This window comes from Caballeronia sp. GAWG1-5s-s (assembly GCF_023631445.1).
In the GTDB taxonomy this organism is placed as follows: Bacteria; Pseudomonadota; Gammaproteobacteria; order Burkholderiales; family Burkholderiaceae; genus Caballeronia.
The window spans coordinates 221575-236531 of sequence record NZ_JALQDC010000004.1 but is presented as its reverse complement, the minus strand read 5'-3'; the positions used below and the strand labels follow the sequence as shown (position 1 = coordinate 236531).

At 64.9% G+C, this 14957-nt stretch carries 12 protein-coding genes and 1 pseudogene; 11 read left to right on the top strand and 2 right to left on the bottom strand.

Annotated elements, in window-relative coordinates; translation table 11 throughout:
* The first annotated feature begins 128 nt into the window (after positions 1-128).
* The 11 genes and pseudogenes from NCR34_RS06995 (at position 129) to NCR34_RS06945 (ending at position 13046) form a co-directional block, all read left to right on the top strand.
* Positions 129-1802, top strand: a complete 1674-nt coding sequence (locus NCR34_RS06995; RefSeq protein ID WP_250499443.1) for a glycosyltransferase family 39 protein — start codon at positions 129-131, stop codon at positions 1800-1802.
* An 85-nt stretch (positions 1803-1887) separates the two neighbouring features.
* Entirely contained in the window at positions 1888-2259 is a 372-nt protein-coding gene (locus tag NCR34_RS06990) for an SMR family transporter (RefSeq protein ID WP_175940252.1), read from the top strand.
* A 37-nt stretch (positions 2260-2296) separates the two neighbouring features.
* Complete coding sequence (locus NCR34_RS06985; RefSeq protein WP_250499442.1) at positions 2297-3454, top strand: DegT/DnrJ/EryC1/StrS family aminotransferase; 1158 nt, start codon at positions 2297-2299, stop codon at positions 3452-3454.
* 16 nt (positions 3455-3470) lie between these two features.
* Positions 3471-4514 carry a glycosyltransferase gene (locus NCR34_RS06980; protein ID WP_250499441.1) on the top strand — a complete coding sequence of 348 codons (1044 nt, stop codon included), beginning with the start codon at positions 3471-3473 and terminating at the stop codon, positions 4512-4514.
* Positions 4511-5497, top strand: coding sequence for a formyltransferase (locus tag NCR34_RS06975; protein ID WP_250499439.1), 987 nt, complete (start codon positions 4511-4513; stop codon positions 5495-5497). The genes NCR34_RS06980 and NCR34_RS06975 overlap by 4 nt, the downstream gene beginning before the upstream one ends.
* Entirely contained in the window at positions 5494-6540 is a 1047-nt protein-coding gene (locus tag NCR34_RS06970) for a bifunctional UDP-4-keto-pentose/UDP-xylose synthase (protein ID WP_175940248.1), read from the top strand. Before NCR34_RS06975 ends, NCR34_RS06970 begins: the two co-directional genes overlap by 4 nt.
* A gap of 9 nt (positions 6541-6549) precedes the next feature.
* Entirely contained in the window at positions 6550-7446 is an 897-nt protein-coding gene (locus tag NCR34_RS06965; RefSeq protein WP_250499437.1) for a polysaccharide deacetylase family protein, read from the top strand.
* A 59-nt stretch (positions 7447-7505) separates the two neighbouring features.
* On the top strand, positions 7506-7967 hold the full coding sequence (locus NCR34_RS06960) for a peroxiredoxin (RefSeq protein WP_175940246.1): 462 nt from the start codon (positions 7506-7508) through the stop codon (positions 7965-7967).
* A 381-nt stretch (positions 7968-8348) separates the two neighbouring features.
* Positions 8349-10223 carry a PhoH family protein gene (locus tag NCR34_RS06955; protein WP_250499436.1) on the top strand — a complete coding sequence of 625 codons (1875 nt, stop codon included), beginning with the start codon at positions 8349-8351 and terminating at the stop codon, positions 10221-10223.
* Between the two features lie 189 nt (positions 10224-10412).
* Positions 10413-11474: pseudogene (locus tag NCR34_RS06950) on the top strand (C40 family peptidase); the annotation flags it as partial.
* 765 nt (positions 11475-12239) lie between these two features.
* On the top strand, positions 12240-13046 hold the full coding sequence (locus NCR34_RS06945; protein ID WP_250499435.1) for an SDR family oxidoreductase: 807 nt from the start codon (positions 12240-12242) through the stop codon (positions 13044-13046).
* Between the two features lie 48 nt (positions 13047-13094).
* Here the strand turns inward: NCR34_RS06945 and NCR34_RS06940 are convergent, their stop codons facing one another.
* Together NCR34_RS06940 and NCR34_RS06935 are read right to left on the bottom strand one after the other, a co-directional pair.
* A complete protein-coding gene (locus NCR34_RS06940; protein ID WP_175940243.1) occupies positions 13095-14105 on the bottom strand; it encodes an inorganic phosphate transporter in 1011 nt (336 codons plus the stop codon).
* Positions 14106-14207: 102 nt separating this feature from the next.
* Positions 14208-14834, bottom strand: coding sequence for a DUF47 domain-containing protein (locus tag NCR34_RS06935; protein ID WP_175940242.1), 627 nt, complete (start codon positions 14832-14834; stop codon positions 14208-14210).
* Between the last annotated feature and the right edge of the window lie 123 nt (positions 14835-14957).

Below are 14957 nucleotides of genomic sequence, written 5' to 3'. Positions count from 1 at the left end.
GCGCATGCGTGCCTCAGGATGCGCGAGCGCGCCGGAAGCACTGGGCGCATGAACGCGCCGGCATCTCGCCTCGCCAAGCCATTTCGAATCACTAGCGCCGCAATTGCGGCATCGGACAGGTCGACTTCATGAACGATACGCCTTCGCGGCTACCGCTCACACGTCTTTCGCTCATTCTTCTCGTACTCGCGCTCGCGATCGTCTGGTTCGCGCCGCTCGGCCTGCGTCATCTGGTGCCGAGCGACGAAGGCCGCTACGCCGAAATGGCCCGCGAGATGTTCGTGACCGGCGACTGGATCACGCCGCGCTACAACGGCTACAAGTATTTCGAGAAACCGCCGCTGCAAACCTGGGCCAACGCGCTGACGTTCGCGTGGTTCGGCATCGGCGAATGGCAGGCGCGGCTCTATACCGCGCTCACCGGCTTCGCGGGCGTGCTGCTCGTCGGCTACACCGGCACGCGCGTGTTCAACGCGATGACCGGTTTCGCCGCCGCCGTCATCCTCGCGACGTGCCCGTACTGGAACCTGATGGGCCACTTCAACACGCTCGACATGGGCCTGTCGTTCTGGATGGAGGTGACGCTCTGCGCGCTGCTGCTCGCGCAGCGCCCCGGCCTGCCCACGCGGCAGGTGCGCCTGTGGATGTGGCTCTGCTGGGCCGCGATGGCCGCCGCCGTGCTCTCGAAGGGTCTGGTCGGGCTGATTCTGCCGGGCGCGGTGCTCGTGCTCTATTCGCTGGTTTCGCGCGACCGGGCGCTGTGGAAGCGGCTCTATATCGGCAGCGGGTTGATCGTGTTTCTCCTCGTCGCCGCGCCGTGGTTCGTGCTCGTGCAGATGAAGAATCCCGAGTTCTTCGATTTCTTCTTCATCGTCCAGCAGTTCAAGCGGTATCTGACGCCCGAGCAGAACCGCCCCGGCGCGTTCTATTACTTCGTGCCGGTGCTGATCGTCGGGTTCCTGCCGTGGCTGTCCATCGCGTTTCAGAGCGTGCGCCACGGCATCAAGACGCCGCGCCAGCCGAACGGCTTCGCGCCGGTGACGATGCTGCTCATCTGGTCCGCGTTCATCTTCCTGTTCTTCAGCGCGTCGCATTCGAAGCTGATTTCGTACGTGCTGCCTATCGCGCCGGCCATCGCGCTCGTGTTGGGGCTCTATTTGCCGTCGCTCACGCGCAGCCAGTACCGCAGGCACCTGATCGGCTATGCGGTGTTCCTGATCGCTGCGGCGTTCGGCGCGATTTTCATCGGCCGGGCGGGCAGCGCGAACACGCCGAACGCGCTGTATCGCGAGTTCCAGGTGTGGGTCTACGCGGCACTCGCGGTGGCCTTCGTCGTGACGATCGTCGCGCTGTGGCTTAACCGTCGCAGCGTGCTCGCGGGCGCGGCGGGACTCGGCGCGGCGTGGCTGCTGCTCGGGACCATCGCGGGCACGGGCCACGATGTGTTCGGCACCGACAGCTCCGGCGTGAAGCTCGTGCCCGCCGTGAAGGCCGCGATGGCGAAGCTGCCGCCCGACACGCCGTTCTATTCGGTGGCGAAGCTCGATCACACGATGCCCTTCTACCTCGGCCATACGATGATCATGGTGCAGGAAGCCGACGAGCTGAACTTCGGCGTGCATGCCGAGCCGCAGAAGTGGCTGCCGACGCTCGACGACTGGGTGAAACAATGGGACGCCGACCGCTACGCGCTTGCGCTGCTGCCGCCGTCGCGTTATGACGAAATGCTCGCGCGCCATGTGCCGATGCAGGTCATCGCCCGGGACGCGCGCCGCGTGATCGTCGAAAAGCCGCAGCCCTGATGGCGCGGCGCCGCCCCGCCGAAGTGCCGCCAGCGCACGAGCGTTCGGCATCCGGCGGCGAACCGAGTATCCTTATTCTTCATCGATGAACCCGATTTCCTTCACTTGCATCGTCATCGGCGTATTGTTGAACGCGTGCGCCCAACTGTTGCTCAAAGCAGGCGTGAATGCCGTCGGCCATTTCGACATGACGCCGGCGAACATTCTGCCGGTCGGCTTCAAGATCGCGACGCAGTGGCCTATCATCGGCGGCCTCGCGTGCTACGTCGTGAGCGTGGTCGTGTGGATCGTCGGGCTGTCGCGCGTGGACGTGTCGCTCGCCTACCCGATGCTCTCGCTCGGCTACGTCGTCAACGCGTTCGCGGCATGGTATTTGTTCGGCGAAGTGCTGTCGGTGCAGCGGCTCGTCGGCATCGGCATCATTCTCGTCGGCGTGGCCGTGCTCGCGCGCGGCTGACCCCGGATTCTCTCCACACTCTTTAAGCACACACTCCATGACTCAGACCTCGCGGCCGTTCCTGCCCTTCGTCAAGCCCGAGATCGACGAAGAGACCATCCAGGGCGTCGTCGACGTGCTGCGCTCCGGCTGGATCACCACCGGCCCGCAGAATCAGCAGTTCGAAGCGGAGTTGTCGGCGTACTTCGGCGGCCGTCCGGTGCGCGCGTTCAATTCCGGCACCTGCACGATGGAAATCGCGCTGCGGATCGCGGGCGTCGGCGCGGGCGACGAAGTCATCACCACGCCGATGACCTGGGTCTCGACCGCGAACGTCATTCTGGAAGTGGGCGCCACGCCGGTTTTCGTCGATATCGACCCGGTCACGCGCAACATGGACCTGAACTTGCTGGAACGCGCGATCACGCCGCGCACGAAGGCGCTGATGCCGGTGTATCTCGCGGGCTTGCCCGTCGACATGGATCGGCTCTACGAGATCGCGCGCGCCCACAAGCTGCGCGTGATCGAAGACGCCGCGCAGGCGGTCGGTGCGAGCTGGCGCGGCAAGCGCATCGGTTCGTTCGGCGATCTCGTGTCGATCAGCTTTCACGCGAACAAGAACGTGACGTCGATAGAAGGCGGCGCGCTCGTGATGAACAACGAGGACGAAGCGGAACTCGCGCGCAAGTACCGGCTGCAGGGCATCACGCGCACGGGCTTCGACGGCATGGACTGCGACGTGCTGGGCGGCAAATACAATCTCACGGATGTCGCGGCCCGCGTCGGTCTGGGTTCGCTGCGCCGGATTGAGTCGATCACGGAACGCCGCCGCGAACTGGCGCGTCTCTACTTCGACGCGTTCGAAGGCGGCGCGGCGGCGCGGCTCGGCGTCGGGCTGCCGGTGAAGAACTTCGCCGACAGCAACTGGCATATGTTCCAGATCGCGCTGCCGCTGGAAAACCTGCGCCTCACGCGAGCGGAGTTCATGGCGCAACTGAAGGAGCGCCACGTCGGCAGCGGCGTGCACTATCCGGCGCTGCATCTGTTCACGCTGTACCGTGAGCGCGGGTTCAAGGAAGGCATGTTCCCGCACGCGGAGCGCTTCGGCGCGAGCACCGTGACCTTGCCGCTCTTTCCCGGCATGAGCGCGGACGATGTCGCGCATGTCGTGAAGTCCGTCGACGAAATCTGCGACCAGTATGGACACAATCGTTAAGGAAACGCACAGCCACATGAGTCATACCGATTTTCCGGCGAGTTCGCCCGAGGTCTCGGTCATCATTCCGGTGTACAACGAGGAGGACGGTCTCGCCGCCCTCTTCGATCGTCTGTACCCGGCACTGGATGCGCTCGGCGCGTCGTATGAAGTCATCTTCATCAACGACGGCAGCCGCGACAAATCGGCCGCGCTTCTCGCGCAGCAGTTCCACGCACGCCCGGACACCACGCGCGTCATTCTGCTCAACGGCAACTACGGCCAGCACATGGCGATTCTCGCGGGCTTCGAGCAGTCGCGCGGCGAGATCGTCGTGACGCTCGACGCCGATCTGCAGAATCCGCCGGAAGAAATCGGCAAGCTCGTCGCGAAAATGCGCGAGGGCTACGACTACGTCGGCACCATCCGCCAGCAGCGGCAGGACAGCCTGTGGCGCAAGAAGGCTTCGCGCGCGATGAACCGCCTGCGCGAGCGCATCACGAAGATTCGCATGACCGACCAGGGTTGCATGCTGCGCGCGTACAGCCGGCACATCATCGACACGATCAATCGCTGTGGTGAGATCAACACGTTCATTCCGGCGCTCGCGTACACCTTCGCGCAGAATCCGATCGAAGTGGACGTCGCGCACGAGGAACGCTTCGCGGGCGAATCGAAGTACTCGCTGTATAGCCTGATCCGCCTGAACTTCGACCTCGTCACCGGCTTTTCGGTGGTGCCGCTGCAATGGCTGTCGTTCATCGGCGTGATTCTGTCAGTCGGCTCCGCGGGCCTCTTCGTGCTGCTCTTGATTCGCCGCTTCATGTTCGGCGCGGAAGTTCAGGGTGTGTTCACGCTCTTCGCCATCACGTTCTTCATGCTCGGCGTGATCATCTTCGCGCTCGGGCTGCTCGGCGAATACATCGGCCGCATCTATCAGCAGGTGCGCGCGCGTCCGCGTTATCTCGTGCAGACCATTCTTGAACAACGCGACGGACTCTCCATCGCAAGCAAGCCGATGCAGGAACCCGTGCAGCCGGTCGCCGCTGCCGTGATCGGCCGCGAGGAACCGGGCCGATGAAGCCGCGCGCCGTCGTCTTCGCGTATCACAACGTCGGCGTGCGTTGTCTGCAAGTGCTGCTCGCGCGCGGCGTGGACGTCGCGCTCGTCGTCACGCACGAGGACAGCGCGAGCGAGAACATCTGGTTCGGCAGCGTCGCGCAGGTCGCGGCGGAACGCGGCATCGAAGTCATCACGCCCGCCGATCCCAAAGCCCTGGAAGTGCACGAAGCCGTGGCGAAAGCCGCGCCCGATTTCATCTTTTCCTTTTATTTCCGGCACATGCTGCCAGTCGCGCTGCTCGCGCTTGCGAAGCGCGGCGCGTACAACATGCACGGCTCGCTCTTGCCGAAGTATCGCGGCCGCGTGCCGACGAACTGGGCGGTGCTCAACGGCGAGACCGAAACCGGCGCGACGCTGCACGAAATGGCCGAAAAGCCCGACGCCGGCGCGATCCTCGCCCAAACGCCCGTGCCGATCTTGCCGGACGACACCGCCGCCCAGGTCTTCGATAAGACCGTGGTCGCCGCCGAGCAGACGCTCTGGCGCGTGCTGCCCGCCCTGCTCGCCGGCGAAGCGCCGCATCTGCCGAACGATCTCGCCGCCGGCAGCTACTACGGCGGGCGCAAGCCGGAAGACGGCCGCATCGACTGGACGCAGCCGGGAGAGCGCGTCTACAACCTGATTCGCGCGGTCGCGCCGCCTTATCCGGGCGCCTTCACCGATATCGGCGAGCATCGCTTCATCGTCGCGCGCGCGCGGCTCGTGCCCCCGACCGGCGCGCCCGGCATGCCGCCCGCGCGCCTCGCGGCCATGGCCAGTTTGCCGCCGGGCCTGACGGTGACGGATAATGCGCTGTTTGGCGTCTGCGGCGATGGCCGCGTGATCGCCGTGTACGAGCTGCGTCACCGGCTGCTCGATAGCGCGTCGCAACCTTTGGGCGAAGAACGCGCCGTCGATTCCGCCGAATTCGGCCGACTCATTCAATCCTCTCGTCATTCATGAAAAAAGTTCTCATCCTGGGCGTCAACGGCTTCATCGGCCATCACCTGTCCAAGCGCATCCTCGAAACCACCGACTGGGAAGTCTTCGGGATGGACATGCAAACCGATCGTCTGGGCGACCTCGCGAATCACGAGCGGATGCATTTCTTCGAAGGCGACATCACCATCAACAAGGAGTGGGTCGAGTATCACGTGAAAAAGTGCGACGTGATCCTGCCGCTGGTTGCCATCGCCACGCCCGCGACCTACGTGAAGCAGCCGCTGCGCGTGTTCGAACTGGACTTCGAGGCGAACCTGCCGATCGTGCGTTCGGCCGTGAAGTACGGCAAGCATCTGGTGTTTCCGTCGACGTCCGAGGTGTACGGCATGTGCACCGACGAGCAGTTCGACCCGGAAAACTCCGTGCTCTCGTACGGTCCCATCAACAAGCCGCGCTGGATCTACGCGTGCTCGAAGCAGCTGATGGACCGCGTGATTTGGGGCTACGGCATGGAGGGGCTCAACTTCACCCTCTTCCGCCCGTTCAACTGGATCGGCCCGGGCCTCGACTCCATCTACACGCCGAAGGAAGGTTCGTCGCGCGTGGTGACGCAGTTCCTCGGCCATATCGTGCGCGGCGAGAACATCAGCCTCGTGGATGGCGGCGCGCAGAAGCGCGCGTTCACGGATATCGACGACGGCATCGGCGCGCTGATGAAGATCATCGAGAACAAGGGCGGCGTGGCGACGGGCAAGATCTATAACATCGGCAATCCGAAGAACAACTTCTCGGTGCGCGAACTCGCGAACAAGATGCTCGCGCTCGCGGGCGAGTTCCCGGAATACGCGGACACGGCCAAGCAAGTGCAATTGGTCGAGACCTCGTCGGGCGCGTACTACGGCACGGGCTATCAGGACGTGCAGAACCGCGTGCCAAAGATCGACAACACCATGCAGGAACTCGGCTGGGCGCCGCAAGCCACGATGGACGACGCGCTGCGCAAGATTTTCGAGGCGTATCGCGGACACGTGGGCGAAGCCCGCAAGCTCGTCGAACAGGCGTAAGAAAGCAGCGTGGCCCGCATCGTCCTCAAGATCGACGTCGATACGCTGCGCGGCACGCGCGAAGGCGTGCCGAACCTCGGGCGCCTGCTCGACAAGTACAACGCCCGCGCGACGTTCCTCTTCAGCCTCGGCCCGGATCACACGGGCTGGGCGCTGCGCCGCGTGTTCCGGCCCGGCTTTCTGCAAAAGGTGTCGCGCACGTCGGTGGTCGAGCACTACGGCATCAAAACGCTGATGTACGGCGTGCTGCTGCCGGGGCCGGATATCGGCCGGCGCGCGGTGTCGGAGATGCGCGCGATCCACGAAGCCGGCTTCGAGTGCGGCATCCATACGTGGGATCACGTCTACTGGCAGGACAACGTGCGCTCGCGCGACCGCGCATGGACCGTCGCGCAGATGCAGCAAAGTCACGCGCGCTTCGTCGAGATTTTCGGCGCGCCGCCCGTCACGCATGGCGCGGCCGGCTGGCAGATGAACGGCTACGCGTTCGAGCAGATCGACGCCTGGGGCATGCGCTATGCCTCCGACGGCCGTGGACACACGCCGTACATTCCGGTGCTCGATGGCCGCACGCTCGCGCACGTCCAGATGCCGACCACGCTGCCCACGCTCGACGAAGTGCTGGGCGTGAACGGCGTCGACGAGAGCAACGTCGCGGCGCACGTCTTGCGGCATACCGCGAATAATCCGCACGATCAGGTGTTCACGCTGCACGCCGAACTCGAAGGCCAGAAGCTCGCGCCGGTATTCGAGCAACTGCTCGCGGGCTGGCGCACGCAGGGACACAGCTTCGCCACGATGGGCGACTATCATGCGACGCTCGACCGCGCGAGCTTGCCGTCTTATCCCGTGACGTGGGGCGAGATCCCGGGCCGCGCGGGCGAGCTGATCGTGCAGCCCGGCTGAGACGCCGTTTTGCCTCGGCGATACACAGCGAACACAAGACAACAACAGGAGAAACCTTCGTGCCAGTCGCAGTCGACCAGCCCGTTCCCGACTTCACCGCGCCCGCCACGGGCGGCGAGTTCACGCTTTCGAGCCTGCGCGGCCAGAAAGTCGTGCTCTTCTTCTATCCGAAGGACAACACGCCGGGCTGCACCACGGAGAGTCTGCAATTTCGCGACCACTACGACCAGTTCAAGGCGGCGGGCGCGGAAATCGTCGGCATCTCGCGTGACAGCGTGAAGTCGCACGACAACTTCAAGGCCAAGCTGGAACTGCCCTACACGCTCGTCTCCGACGCCGACGAAGCCATTTGCTCGCTGTTCGACGTCATCAAGATGAAGAAGATGTACGGCAAGGAAGTGCGCGGCATCGAGCGTTCGACGTTTCTGCTCGACGCCCAGGGCGTGCTGCGGCGCGAGTTTCGCGGCATCAAGGTGCCAGGGCACGTAGAGGCCATCGTCGAGGCTGTACAAGCCATTTGAGGCACGCTATATTGATTCGCAATGAGCGCCTGTCCACCCCATTCCTCAAGCCTTTGCGCGAGCCGCCGCATGCCGTTTGGCGCGGTCGGCATGGACCCGGGCTATGTGGAACGGGCACGGCGCAGGCGCTCTGAGAGAGAAGTCAGCCGCTGGTTCCGGTAGCCGGAACGGCGGCTTTTTTATTGGTGTCGCGCGCTTCCTCGCTTTTGTCGTGGGCGCGACGCAACCTCAAGGAGCAGATCGAAACCTAGGCGAACCGGCGTTTTCGACAACGAAGCGCGCCACCGGGCGCAAACTGCGGCACACGTAGCTTACGGGCGGACGAGCAGGATGCGACAGGCGGCGCACGATACACGACCCGATTCCTTTCGAGGGAACACCATGCCTTTGCCTACCGCCCCGGCCAAGCTCGGCCATCTCCTTCCGGCCGAAGAGTACAAGGCCAAAGCCCGGCCTTCGAAGCAGCCGAAAAAACAGGCTGCGGCGAGCGACGACGACGCCATCGGCTCGGTCGAGACCGTCGCCGCCGAGCGTCCCGCCGCTGCGAATGCGGCCACCACGCTGCGCTCCATCGCCAGTGACGTGCTCGCGCAGGCGCCGCAAGACGCATCCGCCGAGACGCCCGCCGCTGCCGCGCCGGTTGCACCCGCCGCGCGCGGCCGTCGCACGAAGCAGACTGCCGCTCTCTTGCAACCGGTGCCCGCTGCGCGTCAGAAAGAGGAAGAGACGAGCGAGGAAGCCCGTCCCGTCAAGCGCGAGGCCCGCGCGGACGCGCCCGCCGCGACGCCGGCTCCGAGCGCCGCGCCCGCCAAGGATCCGCGCACGCAGAACAAGCGCCGCCAGCGCGGCGCGGTCGAGGAAGAACTGCGCAAGCTCTTCGTGCTCGACACCAACGTGCTGATGCACGACCCGAGCTCGCTTTTCCGCTTCGAGGAACACGACGTCTATCTGCCGATGATGACGTTGGAAGAGCTCGACAATCACAAGAAGGGTATGTCGGAAGTGGCGCGCAATGCCCGTCAGGTGAGCCGCACGCTCGACGCGCTCGTCGCGCACGCGGGCCAGATGTCGGAGGGCATTCCGCTTGCCGCGCAAGGCAACCGCGACGCGCTCGGCCGCCTGTATTTCCAGACGACGCTGACCGAGATCGAGCCGGTCGAAGGCCTGCCTATCGGCAAGGCGGACAACCAGATTCTCGGCGTCGTGCGCGCGCTTCAGAAGGAGCGGCCGGATCGGCAGGTCGTGCTGGTGTCGAAAGACATCAACATGCGCATCAAGGCCCACGCGCTCGGCCTGCCCGCCGAGGACTACTTCAACGATCAGGTGCTGGAAGACAAGGACCTGCTTTATTCCGGCGTGCGCGCGCTGCCCCAGGATTTCTGGACCAAGCACGCGAAGGGCATGGAAAGCTGGCAGGACACCAAGACCGGCACCACGTATTACCGCGTGACCGGGCCGCTTTGCCCGTCCATGCTCGTCAATGAGTTCGTCTATCTCGAGCCGCAGAACGGCGAGCCGTCGTTCCACGCGGTCGTGCGCGAACTCAACGGCAAGACGGCGCTGCTTCAGACGCTGCGCGACTACGGGCATCACAAGAACAACGTGTGGGGCATCACGGCGCGCAATCGCGAGCAGAACTTCGCGCTGAATCTGTTGATGAATCCGGAAGTCGATTTCGTCACGCTGCTCGGTCAGGCGGGCACCGGCAAAACGCTGATGGCGCTCGCCGCCGGCCTTGCGCAAGTGCTCGACGACAAGCGCTACAACGAGATCATCGTCACGCGCGCGACGGTGCCGGTCGGCGAGGACATCGGCTTCTTGCCGGGCACCGAGGAAGAGAAGATGCAGCCGTGGATGGGCGCCTTCGACGACAACCTCGAAGTCCTCCAGAAAACCGACGATGCCGCCGGCGAATGGGGCCGCGCAGCCACGCAGGAATTGATCCGCTCGCGGCTCAAGGTGAAGAGCATGAACTTCATGCGCGGGCGGACGTTCGTCGATAAATACGTGATCATCGACGAGGCGCAGAACCTGACGCCCAAGCAGATGAAAACGCTCGTCACGCGCGCCGGTCCGGGTACGAAGATCGTGTGCCTCGGCAACATCGCGCAGATCGACACGCCGTATTTGACCGAAGGGAGTTCGGGGCTGACTTACGTCGTCGACCGCTTCAAGGGCTGGACGCACAGCGGCCATGTGACGCTGGCGCGCGGCGAGCGTTCGCGGCTCGCGGATTACGCTTCGGACATTCTGTAAGACGCACGGTTCGATGCAAAGGCCCGGCGGAGCGATCCGCCGGGCTTTTCTTTGTCCGCGCGTTCCGCTCTCGCAACACTTATCGCACAAAGTTAAAGTGGAACCTCACGATGTCTTGCCGCACGGCCGTGCGGCGGGCTAGTATCGGCGGACTGTCTTCTCTTCGGCGAGCGCGCTCGCTCGGCTCCAATGCGTCGAATCTGGCTACCGCTTTTCGTGTCCGTCCTGCTTGCCGCGTGCGGAAGCGCGCCGCAACAGGCGGGGCGCAAGCCCGCGGTATCGGCCAGCACGACGCCGCGCGCGTATAAGCCGCCGTCGGGCTTCCCGAACTTCGTCGATCACAGCGTCGGGCGCGAGGAGATCTCCATTCAGGCGATGTCGCTCGTCGGCGTGCCGTACCGCTGGGGCGGCAATACGCCGGAGGCGGGCTTCGATTGCAGCGGGCTCGTGCGCTATGTCGTCGATCGTGCCGCGTCGGTGAATCTGCCGCGCACGACCGCCGAGATGAGCGGGCGCGGAGAATCCATCGAGCCGGACGAAGTCGCGCCCGGCGATCTGATTTTCTTCAACACGACCGGGCGACCGCATTCGCACGTCGGCATTTATGTCGGCAAGCTGCGTTTCGTGAATGCGCCGTCGACGGGCGGCACCGTGCGGCTCGATTACCTGACGAACCCCTACTGGGCGAAGCGGTTCGACGGCATTCGCCGCGTCGCGCCGCCGAAGACGGCGCCGACGCCGTTCGATGCGCCGACGTATGTGGCGTCGCGCGGGGCGGATTCTGGGGAGCCGGCGTATGCGCGTCAGCCGATGCCGGCAACGGCCAGCGTCGCTGCCGTCGAGCGACCGTCGACGTCGATCGGCGCGGCGCAGCTGCAAACGTCTACGGCTTCGGCTTATGCGAGTCGGGCGCCAGTCTCAGCGACGACGGCCGGGGCTTCGGTCGCCTCGGCCTATGCCCGCCAGAAGCCGGCCGCAACCACCGGCGCGGACCCCTTCGAGCCGCCGCCGGCGTCGGTGAACGCTGCGCAGCGACAGTCGTCTGCTGGGGCTTCGGCTTATGCGCGTCAAACGCGTACCGCAGCCGCCAGCGCGGACGCGTTCGAACCGCCGCCCGCAACGTTGAGCGCTGCACAGCGGCAGTCGTCTAATGCGGCTTCCGCTTACGCGCGTCAAGCGCCTGCACCAGCCGCCAGCGCGGACGCGTTCGAACCGCCGCCCGCAACGTTGAGCGCTGCGCAGCGGCAGTCGTCTACTGCGGCTTCCGCTTACGCGCGTCAAGCGCCTGCACCAGCCGTCAGCGCGGACCCCTTCGAGCCGCCGCCGGCGTCGGTGAACGCTGCGCAGCGGCAGTCGTCGGCTGGGGCTTCGGCTTATGCACGTCAAACGCCCGCAGCGACCGCAAGCGCCGATGCTTTCGAACCACCGCCCGCATCGCTGACCGCGGCGCAGCGGCAATCGTCTGCTGCGGCTTCGGCTTACGCGCGTCGAACGCCTGCAGCATCAGCCAATGCCGATGCCTTCGAACCGCCGCCCGCTTCGTCGAGCGCCGCGCAGCGGCAATCGTCTGCAGCGGCTTCGGCCTACCCCCGTCAAACACCTGCCGCCGGCGCTGACGCATACGAACCACCGCCCGCATCGTTGACCGCCGCACAGCGTCAGGCGCAGACAGCCAGCAGAAGAACAATCGCGTCCGCGAGCCAGGCACCCGATCCGATCCAGGCCGCCGCCGATGCCTACGAGCCTCCGCCGCCACTCTCACGCGCCGCCCGCCAGCAAGCGCAAGCGGCCATGGCGTCGCAGCCCGCCGAACCGCCCGTGCGCGCGATGCGGGCGTCGACGGGCTCGCTAACTCCACCGCGCACCGCATCGAACGACGACCCCATCGCCCGATTCGCAACAGGGGCCGACTGACGCGACGCAAGCCGCGCAATGCGACACCCTGCGCCCTGCTCTGCTATCGTGTTCGATACTTCCTCGACAGCGACATCAAAGAACCGATAGGAGCGCAAGATCATGGATCTGGGACTGGCCGGCAAGGTCGTGTTGATCACGGGTGGCAGCAAGGGAATCGGCTTTGCGTGCGCGAAGGCGTTTGCGAGCGAAGGCGCGAAAGTCGCCATCGTCTCGCGCGATGCCGCGAATCTCGCCCGTGCGCGCGAACAACTGGCGGCCGACGGTCATCACGTCCACCTCGCGCGCGCCGATCTTCACGAGGCGCATAGCGCGGAAGACGTGGTCGAAGAAGCAAGCGCCGCGCTGGGTCCCATCGATATTCTGATCAACAGCGCAGGCGCTGCCCGCCGCTACGACCCCGATACGCTCGACGCCGCCGCCTACAAGGCCGCGATGGACGCGAAGTACTTCTCGTACGTCTATCCGCAACAAGTCGTGCTCAAGCGCATGGCCGAGCGCCTGCGCAGCGAGCCCGGCGCGGAACCGGGTGCGATCGTCAACATCGTGGGCATGGGCGGCAAGATCGCGACGGACATTCATATCGCGGGCGGCGCGGCCAACGCGGCGCTGATGCTCAACACGGTCGGACTCGCGCATCACTACGCGAAGCTCGGCATTCGCATCAACGCGATCAATCCGGGCGCGACGCTCACCGAGCGCGTCGAGGAAGCGCTGCAACTGGAGGCGCAACGACAAGGCGTCACCCGCGATCAGGTGCTCGCCGAAAGTCAGGCCAAGGTGCCGCTCGGGCGTTACGCGAAACCGGAGGAAATCGCCGACGTCGCCCTCTTTCTGGCGAGCCGCCGCGCGAGTTATGTGTCGGGCGCGATCATCCCGATGGACGGCGTGTCGTCGCCGATCATCTGATGCGCCGCGGCCCGCTTTCTGACGCGGGCCGCGGGCCAAACTGACTGCTTACAGGAAGCGGTGCCCGAGCCACCAGCCCGCCGCGGCGAGCGCCGAGGAAGCCGGAATCGTCAAAATCCACGCCCACACGATGTTGCCCGCGACGCCCCAGCGCACCGCGCTGAACTTCTGCGTCGCGCCCACGCCGACGATCGCGCCGGTGATGGTGTGCGTCGTGGAAACGGGAATGCCGAGGAACGACGCGACGAAGAGCGTGATCGCCCCGCCCGTCTCCGCGCAGAAGCCGCCGACGGGCTTGAGCTTCGTGATCTTCTGGCCCATCGTCCGCACGATGCGCCATCCGCCGAACAGCGTGCCGAGTCCCATCGACAGATAGCAGAGCCCGATGACCCAGATCGGCGGCGCGTCCGAGCCTACGGAGGCGTAGCCGGTCGCGATCAGCAGCATCCAGATGATGCCGATGGTCTTCTGCGCGTCGTTGCCGCCGTGTCCGAGCGAATACAGCCCGGCCGAAAGCAATTGCAGACGCCGGAAACGCCGGTCCACTTTCGACGGCGGCGTGCGGAAATACAGCCACGATACGAGCAGCATGAAAAACGAGCCGAGCACGAAGCCGAGCAGCGGCGAGATGAAGATGAACGCGACCGTCTTCAGGAGCCCGTCCCAGTTGAGCGAGCCCCAGCCCGACTTCGCGAGCGCCGCGCCGACGAGCCCGCCGATCAGCGCATGCGACGAACTCGACGGAATGCCGTACACCCACGTGACGATGTTCCAGCCGATCGCGCCCACGAGCGCGCCGAAGATGACGTAGTGATCGACAATGTCCGGGTCGATCGTGCCCCTGCCGACCGTCGCGGCGACCTTCAGGTGGAAGATGAAATACGCGATGACGTTGAACGCGGCCGCGAACGCGACGGCTTGCTGCGGCTTCAGCACGCCGGTCGAAACGACCGTCGCGATGGAGTTGGCGGCGTCGTGAAAGCCGTTCATGAAGTCGAACACGAGTGCGACCATGACGAGCGTAGCGACTGCCCAGATAGCGAGTTGAATCGAATGCATCAGTTGGTGTGGTATTGACCGGCGCTGTACTGACGGCCGGTCTGTGTCGTCATCGCCCGCCGCATCCGATAAGTCCTGCGCGAACGGGCTCGGGCGGCATGATCAGGCGTTTTCCAGCACGATGCCTTCGATGATGTTCGCGACATCCTCGCACTTGTCGGTGATCGTCTCCAGAAGCTCGTAGATGGCCTTGAGCTTGATGAGCGTCTTCACGTCGTCTTCTTCGCGGAAGAGCTTTGACATGGCCGAGCGCAGCACGCGGTCAGCATCCGACTCCAGACGGTCGATTTCTTCGCAGATCTTGAGGATTTCGCTCGCGCGTTTCATGTCTTCGAGCAGACTCACGGCCTGCTGCACGCGCAGACACGTGGCCGTGCAGATATGCGCGAGCTGGCTCGCTTCCGACGTCACCGCGCGCACGTCGTACAGCGAAATGGCCGTGGCGACGTCCTCCATCAGGTCGAGGATGTCGTCCATCGTCGTGATGAGCTTGTGAATTTCGTCGCGGTCGAGCGGCGTGATGAACGTCTTGTGCAGCAGATCGATGGTTTCGTGCGTGAGCTTGTCGGCACGCTTTTCGTTGGTCTGGACGTTCTGCTTGTGAACCTCGGCTTCGTCGAGGTTGTCGATCAGCAGTTCGAGCTCGCGGCTTGCATCGACCATGCATTTCGCGTGCGCGTTAAAAATCTCGAAGAATTTGCCCTCGGTGGGCATGAAACGACCGAACATGAAAGTCCCGATAGATGGGTCAATGAGGCTGACATCAAACCGACATATTGTACCTGCGCCCAGCACCCCGCGCACCGCGCTCGGACGCCGCGTGCATGGGGCTCTGATCGAAGGCTTGACAGT